This is a genomic window from Fictibacillus nanhaiensis (assembly GCF_023715445.1).
GTDB classification, from domain to species: Bacteria; Bacillota; Bacilli; order Bacillales; family Fictibacillaceae; genus Fictibacillus; species Fictibacillus nanhaiensis_D.
In genome coordinates this window covers 35,225-60,590 of sequence record NZ_JAMBOD010000003.1, presented here as the reverse complement: position 1 = coordinate 60,590, position 25,366 = coordinate 35,225, and the positions used below count along the sequence as shown (strand labels likewise).

The window sequence follows — 25,366 nt, the reverse complement described above, 5'->3', positions numbered from 1 at the left end:
GGATTTTTTGCATATTTCGCATGCATCCTATCAAAACTATCTAAAAAAAGGATGATAATTATGCGGAAACTCTCGTTGATGTTAATTTGTGTACTTTTTAGTATAAGTGCATGTTCAGGGAAAAGCGGTTCTGGGGATGAAACACTCGATACCGAGCAGGTTAAATATGATACGTCTGAACGTAAACCGAACACACAGATCGATTCGCCTCTTGTAGAAGAAAAAAGCGAGGAACTCCATCAATCAAAAGATTTAGTCCAGCTTGCCGAGAAAGTTGAGGGTGTAGAAAAGGCTTATGTGCTTGTAAGCGGCATTTACACATTAGTAGGAATAGTTTCTTCAGAGCCTGTAGCTCCTGGAGAAGAAAATAATGAACTGCGCAAAGAGGTTTATAACAACTTAAAGGGTAACGCACACGGCAGGAATGCAGCGATTACCACCGATCCGGAAAAAATCACAAAAATAAAAGAGTTAGGTCAAAAAGTGCAACAGAGTAAAAATGACCTTCAAGGCGGAGTTTACAATGAACTTGGAATTTTAATCGGCCAAATAAAACCGCTTAAAGGACAATTGAAATCAACTGAGAGGCAAGATATGCATGAAGAGATGGACCAAAGCCGGGACGACTTATACGAATAAGAATATTATTTCCTAAGGAAGCGCATAAATAGACAGATTTTGACACATCGTCCGGTATATAATAAACATAATATTTGTTATGTAAACAACTCATGAAAAAAAGCATTTTCCAAAATACGGAAGATGCTTTTAATTATTTCTGATCGGTTCAGAATCAGCAGGTACATACACAGTAGTTAACGGCTTAGCTGTATTTCTTAATTTACCAGTTAAATAAGATGCAATTGTAATCGCAATTATAGATATAAGAGCATTTTTGAAACCAAACATAACCACTGCTGATGAAACAATAATAAAATCCGTTACAAAAAGAGAGACACCTCTGTTGATCTCAGACTTTTGTTCCAAATAGAGAGCCAGGATATGTATACCCCCAAGTGAAGCACCAGAATTAAGAACGAAACTGACACCAATTCCAATCAGAATACCGGCAGCAACTGCTGCAAATACAGGTGCAATGTGCGGAAATTGTATAAAGTCCATAAGATCAGAAAGTACAGAGATGAGCATGATACATAGAAAAGTTGAAATGGAGAATGCCCAACCCAGCTTTTTTATTGAAAGAATAAAAAATGGGAGATTAACTACTAAAAAAAGAACTCCCCATGACCATTCGCTCATAAAAGAACCAAGCGTTGCAATACCCGCAGTACCTCCAAAAGTCAATGAATGAACATTTAGTAATTTTATACCGGCTGCGGTTAAAAATAGCCCCAAAATAATCATCAAAATTTTATATAATTTCGTTTCCAAATGAGTTCCTACTTCCATTAAACAAATAGCTTGATTTTCATTTATTAACATATCACGGAAATCTTGTATAATTGAGTATTTTTATTCGTCTGAAAATAGGAAACGCTTACATTCAGGTTATAATTATTCAATTTAAAAAACAGGGCTTGTCATTGTGGTAGATAAAGAGGGATTGTCATAAATTGATAACAGTAGATACAAAAAGATATAGGCATTTGTCACAGGTATTATCAAACAAACATATAATGATTCGACTGGTAAAGAGAGGTGGTACCGCTTGAATGAACCTATCGCTATAAAGAAACAGCGGCAGATCAACATTGTTTTAAACCAGGGAAATGAAAAACTGAAGACAGATGATGCCATAATTTTGGCTAGTAAAGATAAAGCGAAGGAGCAGCATCTTCCATTATTAAAAATTGAGCAAGAACTTAACCGGCTCGTGGGAATGGAAGACTTGAAATATCATGTTAAGGAAATCTATGCATGGCTTCATATTAATAAATGCCGGATGGAAATGGGAATGAAGGCGGAAAAGCAGGCACTTCATATGTTGTTTAAAGGGAATCCTGGTACAGGGAAAACAACGGTTGCGCGAAAGCTTGGGACGCTTTTTCATGAGATGAAGGTATTGTCTAAAGGCCATCTAATAGAAGCTGAAAGAGCTGACCTGGTAGGAGAATATATCGGTCATACGGCCCAGAAAACGAGAGACTTGTTGAAAAAAGCAAGCGGAGGAATCCTATTTATCGATGAAGCTTATTCTTTAGGAAGAGGTGGAGAGAAGGATTTTGGCAAGGAAGCGATTGATACACTCGTCAAAGCTATGGAGGATCAGCAGCATGATTTTATTTTGATTTTAGCAGGTTATCCAAAAGAGATGGACCGGTTTTTAAAATTGAATCCAGGGCTTCCTTCCAGATTTCCGGTTGTAATATCTTTTCCTGACTATACTGCTGATGAACTGATGGAAATTGCGAAAAGAATGCTGACTGAAAGAGAGTATATATTAACGAGAGATTGTGAGTGGAAGCTAAAATCACATATAGAAAGAATCAGAAATTCAGAAAATGAGTCATTCTCAAATGGCAGATACATTAGAAATATGATAGAAAAAGCAGTAAGACGGCAATCCGTCAGACTTTTGAATGATTCAAGACAGGACAGGAAAACGTTAATGACGATACAAAGCGACGACCTCGTGCTAGAAGAACGTGATCCGATTTGATATGATGTAGAGAGACTATGGAAAGCAGGGATCGCGAATTTGAACAGACATAACGATTCAGTTCAGGAAAAAGCGATTCTCGTCGGCTGTCAGCTACCGCGGCAGGACGACGAGCGTTTTTTTTATTCAATGGAAGAATTAAAATCTCTTACAAAAACAGCAAATGGAACTGTATGTGCTGTAATTTCTCAAAAAAGAGACAGGTATGATTCTGCCACTTTTATAGGTAAAGGGAAAATTGAAGAGATCATAACACTTGAAGAAGAATTAGAGGCAGAACTAATTATTTTTAATAGTGAGTTGTCACCCTCACAGGTCCGCAACTTATCAAAACACTTTAAGGCTAGAATTATAGACCGTACACAGCTGATTCTAGACATTTTTGCTCAACGTGCAAAGACACGTGAAGGTAAGCTCCAGGTTGAGCTCGCACAGCTTGAATATCTATTGCCGAGACTTTCCGGAATAGGTACAAGCCTATCAAGACTCGGCGGGGGTATCGGGACAAGAGGACCAGGTGAAACGAAGCTTGAAAAAGACAGACGACATATCAGACTGCGTATTCATGAGTTAAAGCAGCAGCTTAACCAGGTTGTCAGCCATAGAGAAAGGTACAGGGAACGCCGCAAACATCAAGGTGTATTTCAAGCCGCACTCGTAGGTTATACAAATGCCGGGAAATCAACGATATTCAACAAGCTGACAGAAGCAGACAGTTATGAGGAAGATCAGCTTTTTGCAACACTTGACCCCTTAACAAGAAAAGTAAAGCTTAAAAGCGGGTTCCAAATGCTTTTGACAGATACGGTAGGATTTATTCAAGATCTTCCAACTTCATTAATCGCTGCTTTTCGATCAACATTAGAGGAAGCGGCCGAAGCCAATCTTCTTATTCACGTTATCGACGGATCAAGTGAAGATCGTACACAGCATGAAAAGACAGTTAAACGAATCTTGAGTGAACTTCAGGCAAGCCATATCCCTATGGTAACCGTATACAATAAGAAAGATCAGTTTGAGGCTGACTTTATTCCTGAAAGTCCGTCCATTTCTATTTCTGCGTTGTCAGAAGGTGACATTACGGAACTGTTAAATACCATTGAAAAAGAAGTTAAAAAACAGCTTGAATATTATCAGATCAGTGTTCCGGCACATGATGGAAAGCTGCTTTCAAGACTTCGGTCTGAAACGATTCTAATTGAACAAGAGTTCGATAAAGAAAAGCTCGTATATGAATGTAAAGGTTATGCACTTTCCTCTTCATCCATCCAGTCGATCGGCAATAAAGGAGAATAGTATGTATTCGCAGTTTCAATATGGAGAAATTTTAGAGAAAACAGCAAAAAAAGTTTCTGATAAAATTAGTGAAATACACAAATCAATCGATAGTGTTGCACAGTTTAATCAGTTCAAAGTTTTAAAAGCTTTTCAAAATAACCAGGTAGGTGATCATCATTTCAATCCATCTACAGGTTATGGTTATGATGACTCCGGCCGTGATACGCTGGAAAAAGTATATGCCGATGTTTTTAAGGCAGAAGCTGCAATTGTAAGACCCCAAATTATTTCAGGTACTCATGCCATCACATTATCTCTTTTCGGTGTGCTTCGCCCGGGTGATGAACTGCTTTATATAACCGGAAAACCTTACGATACATTAGAAGAGATTGTAGGGATAAGAGGAACAGGTGAAGGGTCACTAAAGGAATATAACATTTCTTATCAGCATGTTGATTTAACTGTAAATGGTGAAATAGATTATGAAACCATTAAAAATACGATTTCAGAAAAGACAAAGATGATTGGTATACAGCGGTCAAAAGGATATGCTGACCGTCCTTCTTTTTCAATTCATGAAATAAAAGAAATGATCGAGTTTGTGAAAAACATTAAGCATGATGTGATTGTATTTGTAGACAACTGCTACGGTGAATTCGTTGAACAATCTGAGCCTATTGAAGCGGGAGCCGACATTATAGCAGGTTCGTTAATCAAAAACCCTGGAGGCGGCCTAGCTAAGACTGGAGGCTACATTGCAGGAAAAGAATCACTGATAAACAGGATATCTTTTCGTCTGACATCACCAGGAATTGGACGGGAAGCAGGGGCATCTCTTTACAGCCTTCAGGAAATGTATCAAGGTTTCTTTTTAGCTCCCCATGTAACAGCACAAGCTTTGAAAGGCGCAGTTTTTACAGCTGCTTTTTTAGAAGAGTTAGGCATGGAAACAAGGCCGTCATGGGATGCAAAAAGAACTGATCTTATACAGTCTGTAATCTTTAGTGATAAAGAGAGAATGATCAAATTTTGCCAGGCTATCCAGATGGCTTCTCCGATCAATTCATTTGCTGTTCCTTATCCTGATTACATGCCGGGATATGAAGATGATGTCATTATGGCTGCAGGTACATTTATCCAGGGGGCAAGCATCGAACTTACAGCAGATGGCCCTATACGACCTCCATATATAGCGTTCGTTCAGGGCGGTCTTACATTTGAACATGTGAAGATTGCAGTTATTTCTGCTGTCGATGAACTCTTTACTAATGGATTATTACAAAAAGAAGCATTCTAAAAAGGCCGGAATTGGCCTTTTTTTATTTTGATGTTAATTTTTCTAACATTAGGATTGACATGTGAGGTTTTGTGACATAAGATATAAAAAGAAGTTGAAAGGAGGTAGGCATAATGAACGATATGAACCGCAGGAACTTGCCGTTGTTCCCGATAAGCATTGTTATGCAGCTGACTGAGTTATCTGCAAGACAAATTCGCTATTATGAAGAACATGAATTAATTCATCCTGCCAGAACAGAAGGTAATCGTCGTTTGTTTTCTTTCAATGATGTAGATAAACTTCTTGAAATTAAGGCATTGCTGGAACAAGGTGTAAACTTAGCAGGCATCAAAAGAGTCTTTGAACTTAATGAACAGGCTGCAGAACTCATTAAAAACCAGCAAAAAGTGCAAGGTGTCAAGGAAATTTCAGAATCTGCGCTTCATCGCCGTTTGAAACGGGAATTGATACACGCAGGGAGACATGGAAAGACATCTTTAATCCAAGGAGAACTTTCCAGGTTTTTTCATTAATAACAACAAAATAATACTTAACAGGTGAACAATCGCCTTAATAAGGCGCTTTTTATATTCAAAGGAGGAGAAAGATTTGTCTAAGTATACGAAAGATGATATTTTGAAGTTGGTTAAGGAAGAAAATGTAAGATTCATTCGTTTGCAATTCACTGATTTATTGGGTGTTATCAAAAACGTTGAGATTCCAATCGGTCAGCTTGAAAAAGCTCTAGATAATAAGATGATGTTCGACGGATCTTCAATTGAAGGTTTTGTCCGTATCGAAGAATCAGATATGTATCTATTCCCTGATTTAGATACTTTCGTAATCTTCCCTTGGACTTCTGAAAAAGGAAAAGTTGCACGTTTGATCTGTGATATCTTCAGCCCAGACGGTACTCCGTTTGATGGAGACCCTCGTGGTATCTTAAAGCGTGTGTTAAAAGAAATGGAAGACTTAGGATTCACTGATTTCAATATCGGACCTGAACCGGAATTCTTCTTATTTAAAAATGATGAAAAGGGTGAACCTACACTAGAACTAAATGATAAAGGCGGATACTTTGACCTCGCTCCAACAGACCTTGGTGAAAACTGCCGCAGAGATATCGTTTTAGAACTAGAAGATATGGGCTTTGAAATCGAAGCTTCTCACCATGAAGTAGCACCTGGTCAGCACGAGATCGATTTTAAATATGCGGATGCTGTAAGCACGTGTGATAACATTCAAACGTTTAAGCTTGCAGTTAAGACAATTGCTCGTAAGCATGGTCTTCATGCTACGTTTATGGCAAAACCATTATTCGGAGTAAACGGTTCAGGGATGCATGCGAACATGTCTTTATTTAAAGACGGCGAGAATGTATTCTATGATGAAAAGTCTGAAACTGGCTTGAGTGAAACAGCAATGCATTTCTTAGCTGGTATCCTAAAGCACGCCCAAGGCTTTACAGCAATCACAAACCCAACTGTTAACTCTTATAAGCGTTTAGTTCCTGGTTATGAAGCACCATGTTATGTAGCTTGGTCTATGCAAAACAGAAGTCCTTTAATTCGTATTCCAGCTTCTCGCGGAATCAGCACACGTATTGAAGTTCGCAGTGTTGATCCGACTGCTAACCCTTATCTTGCAATGGCTGCATTGCTTGCATCTGGTCTTGATGGAATCAAGAATAAATTAGCTGCTCCAAAGCCTGTAGACCGCAACATCTATGTAATGGATAAAGATGAGCGTGAAGCAGAAGGAATTCAAGATCTTCCAGCAACATTAAAAGAAGCTCTTGTTCTTTTCAGCAAAAATGAAGTTCTAACAAAAGCTCTTGGTGAGCACGCGACAGAACACTTCATTGAAGCAAAAGAAATTGAGTGGGATATGTTCCGCACACAAGTTCACCCTTGGGAACGCGAACAATATATGAGCATGTACTAAGAGTTATATCCCTTGATACAATTGTATCGAGGGATTTTATTTTTGTGGGTACAATTTAGTTTGTTATTTGAAAAGAATGCCACCTACAAAACACCCACAAAACAAGGAAAAAATATTTGAGAACACGTTTTTGTGTTCCTCGATGTACGAATTAAATATGAATTTTCAGAGGATATCGTTTTTACTGTGGAAAAAAATCAGTTAAAACAGATTTTTAATAAATTTAATTAAAAATTCCATAGAGGCGATGCCAACTGGTGGTAGTATCTATGTTTTCATTGATTCGACTGCTCATCATATTTTAATTAAAATCAAGGATGAAGGGGTAGGAATAGGGGAGGAACATGTTAAAAGATTGGGGGAACGTTTTTTCACTACCAAACATAATGGAAATGGATTAAGCCTTATGGTCAGATTTATTTAACATATTATGTGGGAAAACTATCCTATACTGACTTTGAGAAGTGAGAGGATGTTCGTGAAAGGGAACATTATTGCAGGTGAATTTGATTCGACTATCAATGAATTTTCCTTACAGAAAGTTAAGAATTTGGAACAGAGTCGGTCCTTAATGAAGACCAGTTAAATAATATTTATCATTATTTAATAAAACATCAGCATGAAGAGGATGGGCAAATTATTACTTTATACGATCAAATGCTTGTACGCTTAGCACAGAATGAAGTTAACCAGATAATTGTTGATTTAGAGAAAGTAATGTCCTTGTATCACTGATACATATAAGAGTATTTTGTACGAACTAAAGAAGCAGACCCCACTGGATTTGCTTCGTTTTATGATGGATTTGTTGACCATAATCCAGCTGTTTTAACGAATACTCTTGGATTAAATTTTAAACTAGCCACGACTAATTCTGCAAGGTCTTCTGGGTGCATCACGTTTTCTTCATTGCCTTTAACAAGATTTGTATCAATGGCTAAATCTGTAACGACCGTACTTGGTGTTAAAGCAGTAACACGGACATTATGTTTTCTTACTTCTAGCATAAGTGATTCTGTTAGCCCTAAAACAGCGAATTTAGAAGCACTGTAAGCACTTGTAACAGGAGCACCTTTTTGGCCAGCAGATGAAGAGATATTGATGATATCTCCTGATTTTCTTTCGATCATTCCTGGTAATACTGCTCTTGTTACATTATACACACCCATTAAATTGACTTGGATGATTTTTTCCCATTCTTCTGGTGTTAGATCAAGGAACCCACCAAATTTAGCAACACCAGCATTGTTGATTAGGATATCAATTGGGCCTAAGTCTGATTTGATGTGTTCAACAGCATGGGTAACGGATTCAAGGTCGGTCACATCTGCTGTTGCTGCAGAAACTTTCACATCATATTCCGATAGTTCAGCAGCTACCTTTTCTAGATTTGACATATTTAAGCCGATTAGGCCTAAATGAACGCCTTCTTTTGCTAAGGCGATAGCAGTAGCACGTCCAATGCCTCTTCCTGCGCCAGTAACTATTGCAGTTTTTCCATTTAAAGAAATCATTTTATCACTCCTAAAATTATTACAAATTGAAGTAGTTCATTCTAACAGAAAGACCACAATCTTGCATGGAAACAGCTTGCGGTCTTTCCTATTTAGAACTCGAGGAATAATATATTTATTCTAAGTTGGCGTGTCTACCGTACATTTTATTGGTATCCAAACCTTTTTTCTCCATGAACCGAAGAATCACAGCGTCGTAAAATAGTAAAAGTGTTTGCTCAAATAATGAGCCCATTGGTTGAATCGTCTTAAAATCACTCTCCGATTGATCTTTAGGTGAGCCAGGCAACTTAATTGTGATATCCGCTAATTGTCCAATAGTGGACTCAGGGAAAATGGTTACAGCTGCAATCGTCCCACCGATGCTTTTTGCCTTCTCAGCCATGGAAACTAAACCTTTCGTTTCTCCTGAACCTGATCCAATGATTAAGATGTCATCTTTTTCAAAGTTAGGGGTTACTGTTTCGCCAATCACATAGGCATCTATCCCCATGTGCATCATTCGCATGGCGAATGATTTGGCCATAAATCCAGATCTACCTGTGCCTGCAACAAAGATTTTTTTTGATTCAAGAATCCCATTAACTAATTTTTCAGCTTCATCATTCGAAATTAAATCTACGGAGCGATTTAACTCTTTTATGATTTCAGCTAGGTATTGAGTTGTATTCATGATCTGAATTACCCTTGATTAATCATTTGTTGCATTTTGGCAGCAACAGCTTTTTTATCAGCTTATCCAGTAATCCCGCCACCTACAATGACAAGGTCTGGTTGTACTTTGATGACTTCTGGAAGTGTGTCTAACTTAATACCACCTGCGATTGCAGTTTTAGCATTTTTTACAACACCTTTGATGGTTTGTAAATCTTCAAAAGAGTTCTTTCCAACTGCTTGAAGATCGTAGCCAGTATGAACACAAATATAATCAACGCCAAGTTCATCTAGTTCTTTTGCACGTGCTGCAATATCCTTAACAGCGATCATATCAGCAAGGATTTGTTTCCCTTGTTTTTTAGCTTCTTCTACTGCACCTTTAATGGACTCGTCTTCTGCAGTTCCAAGAATAGTAATGATGTCAGCACCTGCAGCAGATGCTTGACTTACTTCATATCCAGCTGCATCCATAATTTTTAAGTCAGCTAATACGGTTAAGTTAGGAAATGCAGCTTTTACTTCTTTCACTGCTTTAAGACCTTCATTGATCACCACAGGTGTACCAATTTCTACAACATCAATATGCTCTTCTACCTCTTTCACTAATTCAATTGCTCCCGGAATATCGACAAGATCTAATGCTAATTGTAATTTCATTTATATTCGCTCCTTATAAAATGTTTTATATTGTGCTAAGAGACTGTCATTCAACATTTGCAAATGTTTCCCTTTGAAAAGCTATTTACTCACTTGCACGTTACTTAGTATACTGAGTATATTCCAAAATAAAAAGTACGCACTTTTATCCCATATAGTGCTAAAAAGTATACTAATGGATAAAATAAGGGGGGAGGTGAAGTGAATGCCAAATTTAGGAGAGAAAACTTTCAACTGTGAAAAAGAATTAACACTTTCAGTAATTGGTGGTAAATGGAAATTGTTGATTTTATGGCATCTAGGCAAAGAAGGAACGAAACGATTTGGTGAATTAAAATCCCTTATGCCGGGTATTACCCAAAGAATGCTTGTTAATCAATTACGCGAACTTGAAGATCATTTAATAGTACATCGTGAAGTTTACCCTGTAGTTCCACCGAAAGTTGAATATTCATTGACTGAGCATGGAAAAAGACTTTTACCGATTATAGATGCTATGTATGAATGGGGAAAAGATTATATTGAGAATGTATTGGAAAAGGAAACTGAGGATCGATCAGCTGTTAAGTAGAAAAAAGTTTCTTTTCATCCTGTAAGACAATCATAACTTACCACGGTTAGCCATTTTTAACCGTGTTTTTTATATTACTGTGTATTTAAAGAGTAGAAACAACACCATATCTAATAAAAATAGATTAAAAAGCCTTGAACAGTGATTTTTACATGATTGCTGCTCAAGGCTTTTTTACTTTTATATTTATAGTATTATTTTTTACATTATATAATCTAAATGTAACTATATACAAATAAAGTGCGTACTTTCAAGAATGGAATATACATAATATACTGTTTTGGTAAAGCAATGACTCTATACAGCAGAAAAAGTTAAATGAAGTGATTCTATCTTTATTTATAATGTCTTTCAGGTTCATGTTTGTACGAAGGAGAGATTCTATAGAAAGTCTCCAAGGTAAACATCGTAAGGTTTGTGAAAGGTGTTTAACAATCACCAAAAATAATAAACAATGTCCAAAAGATGGATATCTGCATTTAAGAGCTATCAGTATTTGTATATATTCTGGAAGAAATAAACAAAACGTACATGTAAAAATAGGGTAATGATTACAGCAGATAAGCCTAATCAAAAATGGGTAACGGATATAACTTACCTGCAATATGGTTCATCTACTTTGTTACTTATCAACCGTCCTCCGATCAACTCCCATATCCTGAGCTAATTTACTCTTATTGATATTGAAACCGGTACTGTCATAAGGTCACAGGCTCCAGCTGCGTTGCTGGGGAATGGCGGAGTTAGAAAAACAACTATCTCAAACAAAATATAAACTTGGTATGGAATATGCGAAAAATGGCAAAAAGGAAGAAGCCTTAAAAGAATTGAATGAGGCTCTTCTTCTTGATACAGATAATTTTCTAATTCGTAAGCAACGCTGGTATATCCGTTATCCTGAGAAGTTTTCCCCAATGATTGATATCGAATGGCAACAGAAGCAATTAGAAAAAGAAAAGGCTAAGGAAGCTCAATTAAAAGGTGATTTAGTTTGTGGTCCAGAAGGGTGTGTTATTCCTGGAACAGGAACATTGAACGATAAAAGTGAATAGATGAATAACAGAAAGCAGACGAAACAATCCGTCTGCTTTTCCAGCTCTATTGTAATGCAAACTCCCTTACAGCTTCCTCAGGAATCGCTCCTGTTACTCGGTCTACTTCGTTGCCATCTTTAAATAAAATCATCGTAGGAATACTCATTACTCCAAATTGTTTCGAAAGATTAGGTGATTCATCAACATCCACGCTATAAAAATCAATTTGATTTAAATCCTCTGAAACACTGCTTACAACTGGACCCAGTTGTTTACAGCCTGGTCACCAATCTGCTGTGAATTTTAAGACAAAAGGTTTTTCTGAATTTTTAACTGTTGTTTCAAAATCTTTTTCATTTAAGTTCTTTAACATATATAAAACCTCCTTGCTTCAAACTATTTTTTTATTATATCCTAAAGCTAAAAAGTTAATCATGAATTAGTCTTAGTCGTATTTTATTAAAAAATATTTCAAAGGAACCTAGAAGTAGAACCGACATTGATGATGAAATGAAAGATTATCTTATCCTTGTAGGTTTGCCAAAACCAGTGGTTGAAATGTCGGCCGGTATTTATCAAGCAGTTTCTGAAGGGGAGACCTCCAGAACTTCTGGAGATTTGCAAAAACTGATTGGTACACCAACTTCATTAGAAGAGGTGGTAAAACAAACTCTACAATCTTGATGATTTTTACAAAAAACAGATCACAGGTGGATTCAGGTCCATTCAAGTGATCTGTTTTTACTTATATTTTGCTTTAATATGGTTATGTATAATAAGATATGATAATTGTAATAATGACTGGTCTAGAAAGAGAGATCCCATATGAGATTTTAGATCAATCCCCTGTTTCTTATGACAAAACCGCTCATAATTATAGGGTGAGCCTTTTCGTAAATGAACACTCAATCTCCAGAATGCGGAAATAGTCCCTATGGCCGGCAAAATTTTATTTAAGAGAATTGTCATGAAAGAAGGTCATTTTAATGAAACTGAGTGTACTCGATCAATCTGTCATAAGTAATGCACAAAATGCAAATATTGCCCTACAAAATACAGTACGATTGGCAAAAATTACAGAGGAATTGGGATACACTCGATTTTGGGTAGCTGAGCATCATAATTCAGTTGGAATAGCGGGTACATCACCAGAGGTGTTGATCTCAAGTATTGCTTCACATACAAATAAGATACGTGTAGGTTCAGGTGGGGTTTTGCTTCCACAATATAGTCCTTTTAAAGTAGCAGAAAATTTCAAGGTTCTAGACGCATTGTTTCCAAATAGAATTGACTTGGGAATCGGGCGTTCACCCGGAGGTTCTTCATCGACTCGGTTAGCCCTCACCGACGGATTGCGAAAAAGTATGAATGAATTCCCAAGACAAGTCACTGACCTACAAGGCTTTATTTATGATCAATTACCCGATTCACACCCTTATCATGATGTGATTGCTTATCCTTCTGTTGAAACAAAACCGCAATTATGGCTTTTAGGTGTCACACATCGAGGGGCAAGATTAGCTGCTGAGAAGGGAACAGCCTTTACCTATGGTTATTTTATCAATCCAATTAATGGGAAAAGGACGATGGAAACCTATAGGAATAACTTCCAACCCTCTAGATCTTTAGCTAAACCAAAAACAATCGTGTGTATATTTGTGGTATGTGCTCCAACACAAGAACAAGCAGAAGAAATGGCACTGAGCCAGGACCTGTGGCTGTTAGCAGTTGAGAAGGGGAGGGATACCCATATTCCCTCTAAGCGTGAGTCAAAGAGTATATCATTATCAAAAGAAGACCAGGCAAAAGTAATCGAAAATCGGAATCGAATGGTAATCGGAACTCCTGAGAAGGTAAGAGAGGAACTACTTCGATTAAGTGAATTTTATCAAACAGACGAATTCATGATCCTGACTAATGTCTATGATTTTCAAGACAAGATTCAATCTTACTCCTTACTGGCGGAAGCATTTCTTTAAGACTTAAAAAGTTTATCTTCTTTCCTTGCAAAACGTTGAATCCATATTAAAAGACTTTATGCTATGCTATATGAGGATATCAAAAAATAAACGCCTAATTGTTTGGAGTGAGGACAGTGTTTATACAACAACCATTTGATGAATTCTTAGGTCTTCAATATGAAAGAATTGACGAAAAAAGCGTTAGAGTGGTTTTACCTATTAAACGACTATATTTAAATAGTTTAGGGGTGGTACATGGGGGTATCATATCATCACTCGCTGATGTAGCGATGTGTAATACAATTGAGGCTGATGAAAACAAAATACAAAAAGTAGTGACAGTAGACCTTAATGTAACCTTTTTAAAAGGCGCAAAAGGGGATTGTTTACTCGCGCATGCACATCTAGTCAAGGAAGGGAGAAACCTTACGCATGCCGATTGTTTAATTTATGATGAGGAGGACCAATTGATTGCAAAAGCTAAGGGAGTGTTTTTCAATAATTCTTAAAACCTCTTAATTACGAACGTACAACAGAACGCTATGAAAAAGTAAACCCCTTCAGGACTGACCAAGGTTAGTATGTGACACTTGAAGTCATTAAAGAAGAAAGTCTAAGAATGCCTACGAAATCTGGTCAAACGATAGGCGTCATCGGTGGTATGTCGTTGGACAAGCTGTTGTAGAAGCAGGATTCGCTAGTCAAGTTCTGATCGTTTTGGTTGGTATTTCTGCTATCGCTTTAAATAACAGCGCAGCCATCATCCTTTTGTCACCATCATCCTTCTCAAGACACAACTCAATCTAGAGAAGATATCGAAGTGACGATACGTCTTGCTGAGGTTGGTCGTATAATGGGGATAGAAGTTCTTGACCACCTGATTGTCAATATCGAAGGTGGATAGGATATGTACCAGCTTAAAAGAAAATGGATGTGTATAAAAATTAACGCTTGGTTATCCCAAGCGCTTTTTGCAATGATCAAGTAAGTTTTTACCTTATACAGTTTCTGTTTTAACGTTAGACTTGTATACCTTTTTATCAGGCATTAATAGACTAAAAATAACTCCGGCTAAAAGCGCAATAAAAAATGTGCTGGCTCTTGAAGTGATTATTTCTTCTAATGGAGTGCTTGCCCAAACAATGGCGCTTATAAAACCAGTTACAATGGCAGCTACTATACCAGCCCCTGAAGTTCTTTTCCAAAAGAAGGTCAATAGAATAGCTACCGAGAACGTATTACCAATACCCGCCCAGGCAAAGCTTACAACGGTATAGATAAGAGATTTCGAAATCAATGCGAGAATGAGTCCCAGCACTCCTCCTACAATGACAGTAATCCGGCTGATTTTCACAAGAGATTTACTCGTTAATTTTATCCCTAATGATTTATGAATAACATCTTCACTAACAGACGTTGTAATGACCATTAATTGCGAAGAAGCTGTAGACATAATAGCAGCAAGTATGCTCGCTATAAAAATGCCCGTGGCCCAAGGCGGCAGCAAATCAGATAGCATATGAGGAAGTATCATTTCGGAATCAGCTACGGTGCCTTGTTTATATAAAGCACTACCAAATATTCCAACCAAAAAAGCACCCAGGTAAACAACCAGCGTCCACGCCAATGCTACAACTTTGGCAGTTTTTGCTTCTTTTTCATCAGTTAAAGCCATAAACCTGGAACTTAATTGAGGCTGTCCCCCGAGCCATCCAAAAAACCAGGAAAAATTAGCAAATAACATCACACCTAAACCAACACCTGATAATCCCCCGATCCAGCTATTTCCCCCATTGTCCATATCTATAAGAGACTGAGAGATAGAAAGGTTTTGAGATTGTATTTCTATATAAGCAACAATTGGCACCACGATAAAAGTAGCGACCATTAGGAAGCTTTGAACTACATCTGTCCAAACAACAGACATAAATCCTCCCATACAGGAGTAGGCAATAATAATGACCGAAATAATGATCGTACCCCACGTAACGTCAACACCGGAAATCGAGTATAAGGTTTTCCCAGTACCCGCAAATTGTCCGGATATGTAAAAAATAAAGAAGATCCCAATAATGAGGCTGGAGATCCATCTAATGATATGGCTATGATTAGGATATTTAACAGCTAAGTAATCCGAAAGCGTGTATACATTGTATTTTTTTCTCTCGCTCATGAATTTTTCAGCCAGGAACAGCCACGAAACAACGACCCCAAAAAACATGCCAAACAGAATCCATATGCCGGATAAACCCGTAACATAAATAAAACCGACTGCCCCTAAAAACATATAGGCAGATTCTCCCGTCGCTCTTTCTGAAAAAGCTAATGCCCATCCGGGTAATTTGTTTCCGCCTAAGAAGTAGTCACTATGATCCAGATCTTTTTTGCCAAAATAAAATCCAATTCCCAGCATGGCTGAAAGGTAGATGGCTACCTCAAAAAATACAATATAATTTCCTGCATCAATCATGATTTTTTGCCCCTTTTCCCTTTTTATAAACCTTCAATTCCGATAAAACTTATTGGAATTGAATATATTAAATTTAAGGTATATAATGAAAAAAATCAACCAAGATGAGGAGCGTTCGTAATGGACACAAATAAGACCCCGCTACCGCCATTATCAATGTATACCATTACAGCAAAGTTATTTACACATATAGAAAAATCTGTGATTTCAGCCTTTGGAACTGAAGGTAAAAAGCTACTGCAAAACGGTGTTGAAAACTTCGGTTATAAAGATGCCTATGACATTGCCCAGCAAGCTACACAAGAAGGTGAGGATCATGTTTTAAATAACTACATTCCTGGTAATTTTGATAGTGTGAACAAATATGGTGATACGACTATTTATGGCTTAATGGCAAAGCTTTTTGCTCAAGTCACCAAAGCCGTTGTTGATGTATATGGGGAAGAGGGCCGGAATGCCATAAAAGAAGGTGTAAGAACATTTGGAGAAGAGCGCGGAAAAGGCATTGCCCAAAGAGCCAAACATCTTGGCAAACCTAATACCATCGACAATTACCTATCAAACTATGATATGGGCCGCAGTGATCTATTTGAATATGAAAACATATTTAAACCTGAAGTAATTGAGCAAACCTTTACACAATGTCCTTTTGGCCAGCAATGGGCTGATGATAATTTGCACGAATACGGAATTTTATATTGTCAGATGATTGATCCTGCAGTAGCGAAAGGCTATAATCCGAGATTTGAAGTTGAACATGACCAATACGTCTTAAAAGAAGGCGTGTGCCACTTTAATTTCAAATTAAAGGAGATAGAAAATGATTAATATCGATCGTCTATGGGATCGAATTGAAGAACTGTCCAACATCGGGCGAACCCCGGATAATGGTGTTACACGTTTTTCTTATACACCTGCTGAACACGACGCAAACGAGCTTGTAAAAAGCTATATGCAGTTCGCTGGCTTAGACGTTTCCTACGATACTGTTGGCAATTTAATAGGAACTAAGTATGGAACAGAAGGATTATCTGCTATTTTACTAGGTTCCCATATCGATACAGTGCCTAACGGAGGAAAGTTTGACGGAAGTTTAGGTGTATTAACAGCGATTGAAGTGATGCATTCCCTTCAAGACCAAAACATCACATTGAAGCATCCTGTTAAGGTCATTGCGTTTAAAGATGAAGAAGGTTCCCGATTTGGATTTGGTATGATTGGAAGCCGTGCAGTAGCCGGGACTTTAACGGATCAAGACTTAGATATGAAAGATGTTGAAGGTATTTCAATACGTGAAGCATTGATAGAACAAGGATTTGAACCCAAAAACATTCATTCCTCTAAGATAGATAATGTGAAAATGTACTTGGAGCTTCATATCGAACAGGGAAAAGTATTAGAAAACCATCATACACCCGTAGGCATTGTAACTGGAATTGCAGGTCCTTTATGGTTAAAATTCAAATTAGCTGGTGAAGCAGAGCATGCCGGAGCAACTCCGATGGGCCAACGAAAAGACCCTTTAGTAGCTGCAAGCCTGATCATTTCTGAAATAGAGAAAATAGCATCAAAATATTCCGATGCCGTAGCAACTGTAGGTTCTTTATCTGTGACCCCTGGAGGTGTTAATGTGATTCCGGGTACTGTTGAATTTACAGTGGATATCCGGGACATCAATGAACAACTGAGAGATTGCCTGGAGAAGGAAATCAAAGACTATGCTGCAAAAATAGTAAATGAACGAAATATTAAAATGACGATTGAAGAGCTTCAAAGAGTTTCACCCGTTTTATGTTCGCAGGATATTCAAAATGCGATTAAACAAAGCGTTTATGAACTGGACTATCCCGTTATATGGTTGCCAAGCGGTGCAGGCCATGATGCGATGCAATTTAAGGATATCTTTCCATTAGGTATGATTTTTGTTCGTTCCAAAGACGGATTGAGCCACAATCCAAAAGAATTTACTGCAAAAGAAGATGTAAAAGCAGGGGCAGAAATTATGCTTAATACACTGGTCAAGCTGGATAAAGCTTAATTACCAGAACTAATGAAAAGGGTCAGTTCCAGATTGGATAAAATAAGGTGATAAAAGTATATTCATCTCTAGCAATCCTCTGCAATTTCTCGACATCTTCCTAGAAGTGGCTGCATATCCCATAAAGGCACCTGCGATAGCACTTGCAATCATCATCACATGGGAGGGTGGAAAAAAGTAAGGTCGGAGAACATCAATAAGAACTTTCCAAAAGGAATGGGTTTGAAAGAGAGGTGAGTTTTGTTTTATCCAAATTAATTAATGACGAAGAGATGTTAAAAAAAGATGAAATAGTACCACGGAAATCATTGTTTGATATTCAACAAAAGGGGGCATATCCAGAATAGGGTAAGCCTCTTTTTTATGAAAAAAATCATTGAGTTACAATTATTGATTTGAAATAATTGGTATTAAGTGAAGGGTTTTCTTTTATCTTTCACATTCTCCAATCCTTTAAATTTTGGATAAATAAGTTCAAAAATTAATTCGAAAACTTCTTCTATCTTCACTTTGCAGGTGATTAATCCAATTCATCGAATTAGTACATAACATTGATGTTAAAAACGATTGGAGGAATCAGCATGACAGAGAAGTATCCAGTTATGGAAGAAGCTCAACCTTTTTACTTAGAAGGGAACAAGGTGGGAATATTGATTTCTCACGGTTTTACTGGTTCAACCCAAAGTATGCGCCCGCTCGGTAAGGCATTTGCAAAAGCAGGATACACCGTTTGCGGCCCAAGGCTTAAGGGGCATGGAACTCACTATGAGGACATGGAAATGACAACACATGAAGATTGGATCGCTTCCATTGAAGAAGGCTATCAGTGGCTGAAAGAGCGTTGCGACACTATTTTTGTCACCGGTCTTTCCATGGGTGGAACACTTACGTTATATTTAGCAGAAAAATATCCCGACATCATGGCAATTATTCCGATAAACGCAGCGATCGAAATTCCCGACATGGAAGCAATGCAACTATCTAGTGACCGATTTTTGGATGCAATCGGCTCTGATATAAAAGATCCGGAAGTAACTGAACTGGCGTACGAAAAGACCCCAGTTCGGTCCGTGATAGAAATTGTGGAGTTGATGAAAAACGTGAAAGACAATCTTCATTCTATCACATGCCCAGCATTGATTTTGGTATCAACCGAAGATCATGTAGTTCCGCCTGATAACTCTCAAGTCATTTATGATCAAATTTCATCCTCCGAAAAACAGATTGTACAATTGAAAAATAGCTATCATGTTGCAACACTTGATTACGATCAGCAGCTCATCATCGATGAAACACTAAGATTTATCGAAAAGGTTCTTAACAAGGCAAAAGTGTAATGCGTATTTGACTAAATGAATTTTCAAATCATCCATATACTGTTTGGATGAACAAAAAAACATTAGATCTTCATCTATTTCTTAAGTTTCCTCGATAACACATGATTCTCAAAATTAAATGACCAAAATCCCGACCAAAAAATGACCAAAATAATTTTAAAAGATAAGATATATTTTGAAAACTAAAATAGGTAACCTGCTGATATAACAGCGAATAAAGGGTGATTTTGTTCCGCACACAAGTTCACCCTTGGTAACGCGAACAATATACGAGCTGTACTAAGAGTGAAATCCCTTGATACCATTGTATCGAGGGATTTTATTTTTGTGGGTGAAATTTAGTTTGTTATTTGAAAAAGGATGCCACCCACAAAACAATTAAAAAAATTTAGAAAACGTTTTTTGTGTTCCTCGAATTTACCCATAGTGTCCATGACCCTAACTTATAATCAAACTTTACAAAAAGATGGAGAAAAATGATTAATCAATCGATTTGAACAATTGAATTCAGAACCATTATGAATTTTAAGAAGGTGTCTATTAGATAAAGAGATTATTACTTTTTTGTTTCTTATTCCACAATACGGGATCACGGTCCCAACCAGCCTCAAACATGTTTCTACAAGTAGGGGGTGGACAGTATTGCGGACGGGATCTTGCTCCCACGGGCCAGAACGTCCTCCCCCGGCTACCTAAAGAATAACCTATAAATAGGCTAACCAGATGGAACTGGTTAACCTTATAATACGAACGGGCCAGATTGTGGAATAACCCTAAAAAGAATTTATGTATATAGGTTAAATTATATAGAAAAAGGGTGTTCTATGGGGAATGGGACTCCGATAAGATTTTTCCATACTTTTATCTCTTTAAAATAATTTTTATATATTAACTTGACCCTTACGTCACGTAATGGTTTATATTAAAGCCACCGGTAATTAATAGTCGCGCGAAATGAGGGGATGATCATTGCAGGTAAGAAATATTGGAAAGTTGGGGAACTTGCCACATTAACAGGGTTAACCGTTCGAACATTACGGTATTATGATCAAATTGGCTTGTATTCTCCATCTGGATATTCTAACTCAGGATACAGGTTGTATAACGAATCCGACCTTTCACGTCTACAACAAATTCTCGCATTAAAGGAACTAGGTTTATCACTCGATGAAGTTAAATCGATTCTAGCTGATCACAATTACAGTCCATTCGAAATTGTATCGCTTCAAATCGATCGACTTAGAGAACATATCAGAATTCAACAGAAGCTTTTAAAAGAATTACAAAATGTATCGAGTCTGGTGGAAATGGAAGAGCCGTTGACGGTTGAGGATTTCACAAAATTATTAAGCTTGATGAAAAAGAATCATGAAAATTTTTTTACTGAACGACGATCAAGTATGGTGTACCACTTCGACAGGCTTGACGACTTTCTCTCAAAGCATTCAAATGAACCAAACTAAAGGGAGGAATAAATGATGAACAAACACTTTGCAACACACGATACTTTTGTCATTGAAAAGACTTATAATGCTTCACCTGAACAAGTGTTCGCCGCCTGGGCCGATCCCGCAGCCAAGGCAAAGTGGTTTCCGAAGGCTGACGAATTCGACTTTCGAGTTGGCGGGCGTGAGTACAATCAAGGTGGTCCCACAGGAGGACCAGTCTTTACCTTTGATGCTTGCTATCAGGAGATTGTTCCTGATCAGCGTATCGTCTATTCCTATACGATGGATCTTGATGAAACACGTATATCGGTATCCGTGACCACGGTGGAGTTCAAGCATGCAGAAGCTGGTACTCAGCTCATCTACACCGAGCAAGGAGTCTTCCTCGACGACCATGATACCGCAGCTCAGCGTGAACACGGCACGAAGGTCATGCTGGACAAACTGGGCGAGTATCTACAGAAAGAGTCAACAGTGGAGAAAAATTAATGACGAATACTATGACCAGGTCTAACCAGCAGGAGGGCATATGGAAGTGGATCGGACTGGCCGTACTGGTTTTGGCACTACCATATTTGAGTGTATACCTGGGTGCCAGTAGTATTGATAGTTAGAAAAATCAAAGAGTTGCTGTCTTAGAAGTATGAAAAACTTTGACAGTACTACACAACGACAAGGAGTTGATTTTATGAAGTTTCTCCTCACATCAGGAGGCATCAATAATAAAAGCATTCACGATGCGCTGGTTGAAATGCTGGGTAAACCGATCGCCGAATCCAACGCCCTGTGCATCCCAACCGCGATGTACGGACACCCCTGGGTCGGCCCTGGCGTCAAAGCCTGGGAGTTTATCAGCGGAAATTCCGGGGGGAATCCCATGGTCGACTTAGGTTGGAAGTCCGTCGGCGTGCTGGAACTCACAGCGCTGCCAAGCATTGACGAAGACCGCTGGGTTCCGCTGGTTCGGGAGACGGACGTTCTACTTGTGTCGGGCGGCGACGCCCTTTACCTGTGCCACTGGATGCGGCAATCCGGACTGGCAGACCTCTTGCCGTCACTGCACGCAGTCTATGTGGGAATGAGTGCTGGGAGCATGGTGATGGCACCAAACATCGGGGAATTCTTCGTTGGCTGGACTCCACCCAACGGTGCTGATAATACCCTGAGTCTGGTCGATTTTGCAATGTTCCCGCATCTGGATCACGAGATGCTACCGCATAACACGATGGCTGCTGCAGAGAAATGGGCAGCCGGGATGCAGGGGCCGGCGTATGCCATAGACGATGAAACCGCCATCAAAGTGATCGACGGAGCAGTCGAAGTTGTTTCCGAAGGGCATTGGAAGCTCTTTTCGCCTTGATATTACTCCTCCGCTAAAAATATCAAAAACGTAGGCGAGATTCATTGTGTTGCAATTTAGAGAGGATTGTATAGGTTTCTTATCAATATATTGTGAAGGGTTTCACTTAAGCTAACTGGTGCGTTGATCTAATAAGGATTAACGCCTTTTTTAATGGAACTTATTAAACAAACGTAGCAGGTTAGTTGAACAAGGGTAGATAGAAATTATGATAAGAATAGAAATAAATAAAAATAGGAGTATTTCTAAGCATACAGACAATAGAACAGTATTAGAATTAGTGAAATTTGACAAATACGATGTTTTAGGTTTAATTGAACTTTCTGCATCAGTTGGCTGGGATTATGATGAACATGAAATTAGAACTGTTATGTCATCTGGTAAAATATACGGACATAAAAATTCTGTGGGAAAAATTGTTTCGAGTGCCGTAATAATACCTTATGATACTGATTTAGCTTCAATTGGAATGGTTATTGTTAATGAAGAATATAGAGGTTTAGGCTTAGGAAAAAAAGCTACTCAGAAATGTATAGACAGTGTTTCTCAAAATACCTCAATAATGTTAATTTCAACTGAAGATGGGAAACCCTTATATGAAAACTTGGATTTTAAAACTGTCGACTATGTACATAAATATTTGAGTGATAATTATATTCCAACTAAATTGTTTATTAATCGAGAAATTACCTTAGAGAAATACAGTGAGAATGATATAAATGAAATTATTGAATTAGATTCGGCTGCATTTGGTGATAAGAGAAGAAAATTACTTCTGAACAGGATAAATCAATCAAAACATTGTTTCGTTGTTAGAAATCTAAAGGGGAAAATAATTGGATTTGGATTATCCATATTAGGACCAGTAAATCTATTAATAGGACCTATTGTAGCACCGGATTCAGAAACAGCTGCTTTAATAATTGATAGGTTAGTTCTTAATCATCAAGGAAATTTAAGAATTGATGTGCCATTCAATAATGATGAGTTAATGTTATTCTTGGAGAAAAGTGGATTTGTAAAAGTTAGTAATCCCCCAATAATGATAAAGAACTCTATTAATATGCCATATAGGAATAAAGAGTTATTTGCTATTACCGCACAAATCTTTGGTTAGGGATAGCAATACCCTTATTCAACGGGTGCATATCTTCAAGAAAGGAGATATGTACTTTTTTATAGAAGTAAAGGGAAATTTTCTTATATAAAAGGATAAAATCAGCAGCTGAAGAAGTTAGATAGGTCTGAGGGTAGCCTGGTGATTAAACATTGATCTGGTTTCATTTCACAACAAACAAAAAAATAGAAACTTAAATAAGAAGATTCATTAGAAGTATATCTTTTAAAATAATTTCCTTTAACTAAACGAGTCCGTTAATTCAAGAATCAAGCTGCCCAAAAAGGCGGCTTTTTTATAACTTAATAAAACCTGAGCTATTTAGGAAATCCTATTAAATTGGAAATTCATTATTAAATTATGACAACATTAGGAACGACAAAGTACGCTTTTCTTTAAATTGAAACCGCTTTTATGAAAACGTATTATAAATTTATAAGATATACAGGACCATTGACATATTTCTAATGATGAGAGGAGAAATAGATATGTCGAACACAAAATCTGATGTTCGTGTACGCATACAGCGCTTTGGAAGTTACCTAAGCGGTATGATCATGCCAAATATAGGTGCTTTTATAGCATGGGGGATTATAACAGCACTATTCATTCCGACAGGTTGGTTACCAAATGAGGATCTCGCTAAGCTTGTCGGTCCTATGATTACGTATTTGCTTCCACTGTTAATTGGTTACACAGGTGGGAAAATTGTATATGATGGCCGTGGTGGGGTAGTAGGTGCTACCGCTACTATGGGGGTAATTGTTGGATCAGATATTCCAATGTTCCTTGGTGCTATGATCATGGGACCACTAGGCGGATGGTTGATAAAGAAAACTGACAAAATGATCCAACCAAGAGTAAAACAAGGATTTGAAATGTTAGTCAACAACTTTTCAGCTGGTATTTTAGCTGGTATTTTAACCTTATTGGCATTTAAGACAATAGGACCTGTAGTTGTAGCTTTAAACAAAACACTTGCCGCTGGTGTAGAAGTAATCGTTAATGCTGGTATGCTTCCGCTGGCAAGTATTTTCATTGAACCAGCAAAAGTATTATTCTTAAACAATGCGATAAACCATGGAATTCTAAGTCCGCTAGGTGCAGATGAAGCAGCTAAAGCCGGGAAATCCATCCTGTTCTTGCTTGAATCCAATCCTGGACCAGGACTCGGTATCCTGTTAGCATTTATGATATTTGGTAAAGGTACTGCGCGCCAGACATCACCGGGTGCTGCAATCATCCACTTCTTTGGTGGGATTCATGAGATCTACTTCCCGTATGTACTCATGAAGCCAATGCTGATCTTAGCGGCGATCGCAGGCGGAATCAGCGGTGTGTTTACATTCACATTAATGAATGTAGGACTTGTAGCGCCTCCGTCTCCGGGAAGTATCTTCGCTCTTATGGCGATGACACCTAAGGGTGGAAACCACCTTGGTGTATTATTAGGAGTTCTTGTAGCAACAGCCGTTTCATTTGCAGTAGCTTCTCTAATCTTAAAAACGAGCAAGAAGCAAGACGAGGACCTTTCAGATGCAACAGCTAAGATGGAAGAAATTAAAGGCAAGAAAAGCTCTGTTGGTGAAGCGTTTCAAAAGAAAAAAGAAGAAAAAGAATTCAGCTTCGACAACGTCAATAAGATTATCTTTGCGTGTGACGCAGGAATGGGTTCAAGTGCCATGGGTGCTTCCATCCTGAAGAATAAAGCAAAAAAAGCCGATCTTCATATCGATATTACGAACACATCCATCAACAATATTCCAAGTGATACAGATATCGTCATTACGCACAAAGACCTGACATCACGTGCAAAAGAGAAGCTCCCAACTGCACATCATATTTCTGTTGATAATTTTTTAAACAGCCCAAAATATGATGAGCTCATTGAAAATTTAAAATGAAAATGAGGAGACTTGGTGCTCTTGCCTGTTGGGCAAGAGTACCAAGTTTTTTTGAAAAAAGATTTTCAATTTAGAAATGGCAACAACACCAATGACGAAATTATATCTGGCTATTGTTGTATCAAGGATTGGAACCTTCTATTATAATAAGTGTAAATAATAGTTGTCACCATGTTT

At 37.9% G+C, this 25,366-nt stretch carries 26 protein-coding genes and 3 pseudogenes; 23 read left to right on the top strand and 6 right to left on the bottom strand.

Going from position 1 to position 25,366, the window contains the following annotated elements:
• Positions 1 to 60 precede the first annotated feature (60 nt).
• A complete protein-coding gene (locus tag M3196_RS10470) occupies positions 61 to 639 on the top strand; it encodes a YhcN/YlaJ family sporulation lipoprotein (RefSeq protein ID WP_251322230.1) in 579 nt (192 codons plus the stop codon).
• 129 nt (positions 640 to 768) lie between these two features.
• Here M3196_RS10470 and M3196_RS10465 read toward each other — a convergent pair whose 3' ends face one another.
• Complete coding sequence (locus tag M3196_RS10465) at positions 769 to 1,392, bottom strand: YitT family protein (protein WP_251322229.1); 624 nt, start codon at positions 1,390 to 1,392, stop codon at positions 769 to 771.
• 277 nt (positions 1,393 to 1,669) lie between these two features.
• Here M3196_RS10465 and spoVK point away from each other — a divergent pair, with 277 nt between their 5' ends.
• From spoVK to M3196_RS10430, 7 genes and pseudogenes are all read left to right on the top strand, one after another.
• Positions 1,670 to 2,620 carry a stage V sporulation protein K gene (gene spoVK / locus M3196_RS10460; protein WP_251322228.1) on the top strand — a complete coding sequence of 317 codons (951 nt, stop codon included), beginning with the start codon at positions 1,670 to 1,672 and terminating at the stop codon, positions 2,618 to 2,620.
• 39 nt (positions 2,621 to 2,659) lie between these two features.
• Positions 2,660 to 3,916 carry a GTPase HflX gene (gene hflX / locus M3196_RS10455; protein ID WP_251322227.1) on the top strand — a complete coding sequence of 419 codons (1,257 nt, stop codon included), beginning with the start codon at positions 2,660 to 2,662 and terminating at the stop codon, positions 3,914 to 3,916.
• A 1-nt stretch (position 3,917) separates the two neighbouring features.
• Positions 3,918 to 5,195 (top strand): aminotransferase class I/II-fold pyridoxal phosphate-dependent enzyme, encoded by a 1,278-nt coding sequence (locus tag M3196_RS10450; RefSeq protein ID WP_251322226.1) that lies wholly within the window; start codon positions 3,918 to 3,920, stop codon positions 5,193 to 5,195.
• 113 nt (positions 5,196 to 5,308) lie between these two features.
• Positions 5,309 to 5,710, top strand: coding sequence for a MerR family transcriptional regulator (locus M3196_RS10445; RefSeq protein WP_251322225.1), 402 nt, complete (start codon positions 5,309 to 5,311; stop codon positions 5,708 to 5,710).
• 76 nt (positions 5,711 to 5,786) lie between these two features.
• A complete protein-coding gene (gene glnA, locus M3196_RS10440) occupies positions 5,787 to 7,121 on the top strand; it encodes a type I glutamate--ammonia ligase (protein ID WP_251322224.1) in 1,335 nt (444 codons plus the stop codon).
• Between the two features lie 247 nt (positions 7,122 to 7,368).
• The gene (locus tag M3196_RS10435) at positions 7,369 to 7,545 is read left to right on the top strand and encodes an ATP-binding protein (RefSeq protein ID WP_251322223.1); all 177 of its coding nucleotides are present in this window, start codon (positions 7,369 to 7,371) and stop codon (positions 7,543 to 7,545) included.
• 48 nt (positions 7,546 to 7,593) lie between these two features.
• A pseudogene (locus tag M3196_RS10430) lies at positions 7,594 to 7,856 on the top strand (hypothetical protein).
• Between the two features lie 59 nt (positions 7,857 to 7,915).
• Here M3196_RS10430 and M3196_RS10425 read toward each other — a convergent pair.
• The 3 genes from M3196_RS10425 to hxlA form a co-directional block, all read right to left on the bottom strand.
• On the bottom strand, positions 7,916 to 8,635 hold the full coding sequence (locus M3196_RS10425; protein ID WP_251322222.1) for a 3-ketoacyl-ACP reductase: 720 nt from the start codon (positions 8,633 to 8,635) through the stop codon (positions 7,916 to 7,918).
• Between the two features lie 115 nt (positions 8,636 to 8,750).
• Positions 8,751 to 9,308: a 6-phospho-3-hexuloisomerase gene (gene hxlB, locus M3196_RS10420; RefSeq protein ID WP_251322221.1), complete on the bottom strand. Its 558-nt coding sequence runs from the start codon at positions 9,306 to 9,308 to the stop codon at positions 8,751 to 8,753.
• A gap of 62 nt (positions 9,309 to 9,370) precedes the next feature.
• Positions 9,371 to 9,949, bottom strand: coding sequence for a 3-hexulose-6-phosphate synthase (gene hxlA / locus M3196_RS10415; RefSeq protein ID WP_251322220.1), 579 nt, complete (start codon positions 9,947 to 9,949; stop codon positions 9,371 to 9,373).
• A gap of 205 nt (positions 9,950 to 10,154) precedes the next feature.
• On the opposite strand from hxlA, the gene M3196_RS10410 reads away from it, so the two are divergent.
• Both M3196_RS10410 and M3196_RS10405 read left to right on the top strand, forming a co-directional pair.
• On the top strand, positions 10,155 to 10,520 hold the full coding sequence (locus M3196_RS10410) for a winged helix-turn-helix transcriptional regulator (protein ID WP_251322219.1): 366 nt from the start codon (positions 10,155 to 10,157) through the stop codon (positions 10,518 to 10,520).
• Positions 10,521 to 11,254: 734 nt separating this feature from the next.
• Positions 11,255 to 11,572 (top strand): tetratricopeptide repeat protein, encoded by a 318-nt coding sequence (locus tag M3196_RS10405; protein ID WP_251322218.1) that lies wholly within the window; start codon positions 11,255 to 11,257, stop codon positions 11,570 to 11,572.
• 46 nt (positions 11,573 to 11,618) lie between these two features.
• On the opposite strand, the pseudogene M3196_RS10400 reads toward M3196_RS10405, so the two are convergent.
• A pseudogene (locus M3196_RS10400) lies at positions 11,619 to 11,825 on the bottom strand (thioredoxin family protein); the annotation flags it as partial.
• A gap of 239 nt (positions 11,826 to 12,064) precedes the next feature.
• Here M3196_RS10400 and M3196_RS10395 point away from each other — a divergent pair.
• The 5 genes and pseudogenes from M3196_RS10395 (at position 12,065) to M3196_RS22220 (ending at position 14,419) form a co-directional block, all read left to right on the top strand.
• A complete protein-coding gene (locus M3196_RS10395) occupies positions 12,065 to 12,238 on the top strand; it encodes a hypothetical protein (protein ID WP_251322217.1) in 174 nt (57 codons plus the stop codon).
• A gap of 302 nt (positions 12,239 to 12,540) precedes the next feature.
• The gene (locus tag M3196_RS10390; protein ID WP_251322216.1) at positions 12,541 to 13,533 is read left to right on the top strand and encodes an LLM class flavin-dependent oxidoreductase; all 993 of its coding nucleotides are present in this window, start codon (positions 12,541 to 12,543) and stop codon (positions 13,531 to 13,533) included.
• A 116-nt stretch (positions 13,534 to 13,649) separates the two neighbouring features.
• Positions 13,650 to 14,024, top strand: coding sequence for a PaaI family thioesterase (locus M3196_RS10385; protein ID WP_251322215.1), 375 nt, complete (start codon positions 13,650 to 13,652; stop codon positions 14,022 to 14,024).
• A 74-nt stretch (positions 14,025 to 14,098) separates the two neighbouring features.
• Positions 14,099 to 14,256 (top strand): annotated as a pseudogene (locus M3196_RS10380) (spore germination protein); the annotation flags it as partial.
• Between the two features lie 79 nt (positions 14,257 to 14,335).
• On the top strand, positions 14,336 to 14,419 hold the full coding sequence (locus tag M3196_RS22220; protein WP_425310994.1) for a JAB domain-containing protein: 84 nt from the start codon (positions 14,336 to 14,338) through the stop codon (positions 14,417 to 14,419).
• 93 nt (positions 14,420 to 14,512) lie between these two features.
• Here M3196_RS22220 and M3196_RS10370 read toward each other — a convergent pair whose 3' ends face one another.
• Positions 14,513 to 15,985 (bottom strand): sodium/proline symporter, encoded by a 1,473-nt coding sequence (locus M3196_RS10370; protein WP_251322214.1) that lies wholly within the window; start codon positions 15,983 to 15,985, stop codon positions 14,513 to 14,515.
• Between the two features lie 120 nt (positions 15,986 to 16,105).
• On the opposite strand from M3196_RS10370, the gene M3196_RS10365 reads away from it, so the two are divergent.
• The 8 genes from M3196_RS10365 to M3196_RS10330 all read left to right on the top strand — a co-directional run bounded on the left by M3196_RS10365 (position 16,106) and on the right by M3196_RS10330 (position 25,189).
• On the top strand, positions 16,106 to 16,813 hold the full coding sequence (locus M3196_RS10365) for an L-2-amino-thiazoline-4-carboxylic acid hydrolase (protein WP_251322213.1): 708 nt from the start codon (positions 16,106 to 16,108) through the stop codon (positions 16,811 to 16,813).
• Positions 16,806 to 18,023, top strand: coding sequence for a Zn-dependent hydrolase (locus tag M3196_RS10360; RefSeq protein WP_251322212.1), 1,218 nt, complete (start codon positions 16,806 to 16,808; stop codon positions 18,021 to 18,023). Before M3196_RS10365 ends, M3196_RS10360 begins: the two co-directional genes overlap by 8 nt.
• A gap of 581 nt (positions 18,024 to 18,604) precedes the next feature.
• Positions 18,605 to 19,360 (top strand): alpha/beta hydrolase, encoded by a 756-nt coding sequence (locus M3196_RS10355; RefSeq protein ID WP_251322211.1) that lies wholly within the window; start codon positions 18,605 to 18,607, stop codon positions 19,358 to 19,360.
• A 962-nt stretch (positions 19,361 to 20,322) separates the two neighbouring features.
• Positions 20,323 to 20,823 (top strand): MerR family transcriptional regulator, encoded by a 501-nt coding sequence (locus M3196_RS10350; protein ID WP_251322210.1) that lies wholly within the window; start codon positions 20,323 to 20,325, stop codon positions 20,821 to 20,823.
• Between the two features lie 15 nt (positions 20,824 to 20,838).
• Positions 20,839 to 21,297 carry an SRPBCC family protein gene (locus M3196_RS10345; RefSeq protein ID WP_251322209.1) on the top strand — a complete coding sequence of 153 codons (459 nt, stop codon included), beginning with the start codon at positions 20,839 to 20,841 and terminating at the stop codon, positions 21,295 to 21,297.
• Positions 21,298 to 21,496: 199 nt separating this feature from the next.
• Positions 21,497 to 22,168 (top strand): Type 1 glutamine amidotransferase-like domain-containing protein, encoded by a 672-nt coding sequence (locus tag M3196_RS10340; RefSeq protein ID WP_251322208.1) that lies wholly within the window; start codon positions 21,497 to 21,499, stop codon positions 22,166 to 22,168.
• A 208-nt stretch (positions 22,169 to 22,376) separates the two neighbouring features.
• Positions 22,377 to 23,285 carry a GNAT family N-acetyltransferase gene (locus M3196_RS10335; RefSeq protein WP_251322207.1) on the top strand — a complete coding sequence of 303 codons (909 nt, stop codon included), beginning with the start codon at positions 22,377 to 22,379 and terminating at the stop codon, positions 23,283 to 23,285.
• 488 nt (positions 23,286 to 23,773) lie between these two features.
• Positions 23,774 to 25,189, top strand: coding sequence for a PTS mannitol transporter subunit IICB (locus M3196_RS10330; protein ID WP_251322206.1), 1,416 nt, complete (start codon positions 23,774 to 23,776; stop codon positions 25,187 to 25,189).
• Positions 25,190 to 25,366: the final 177 nt, after the last annotated feature.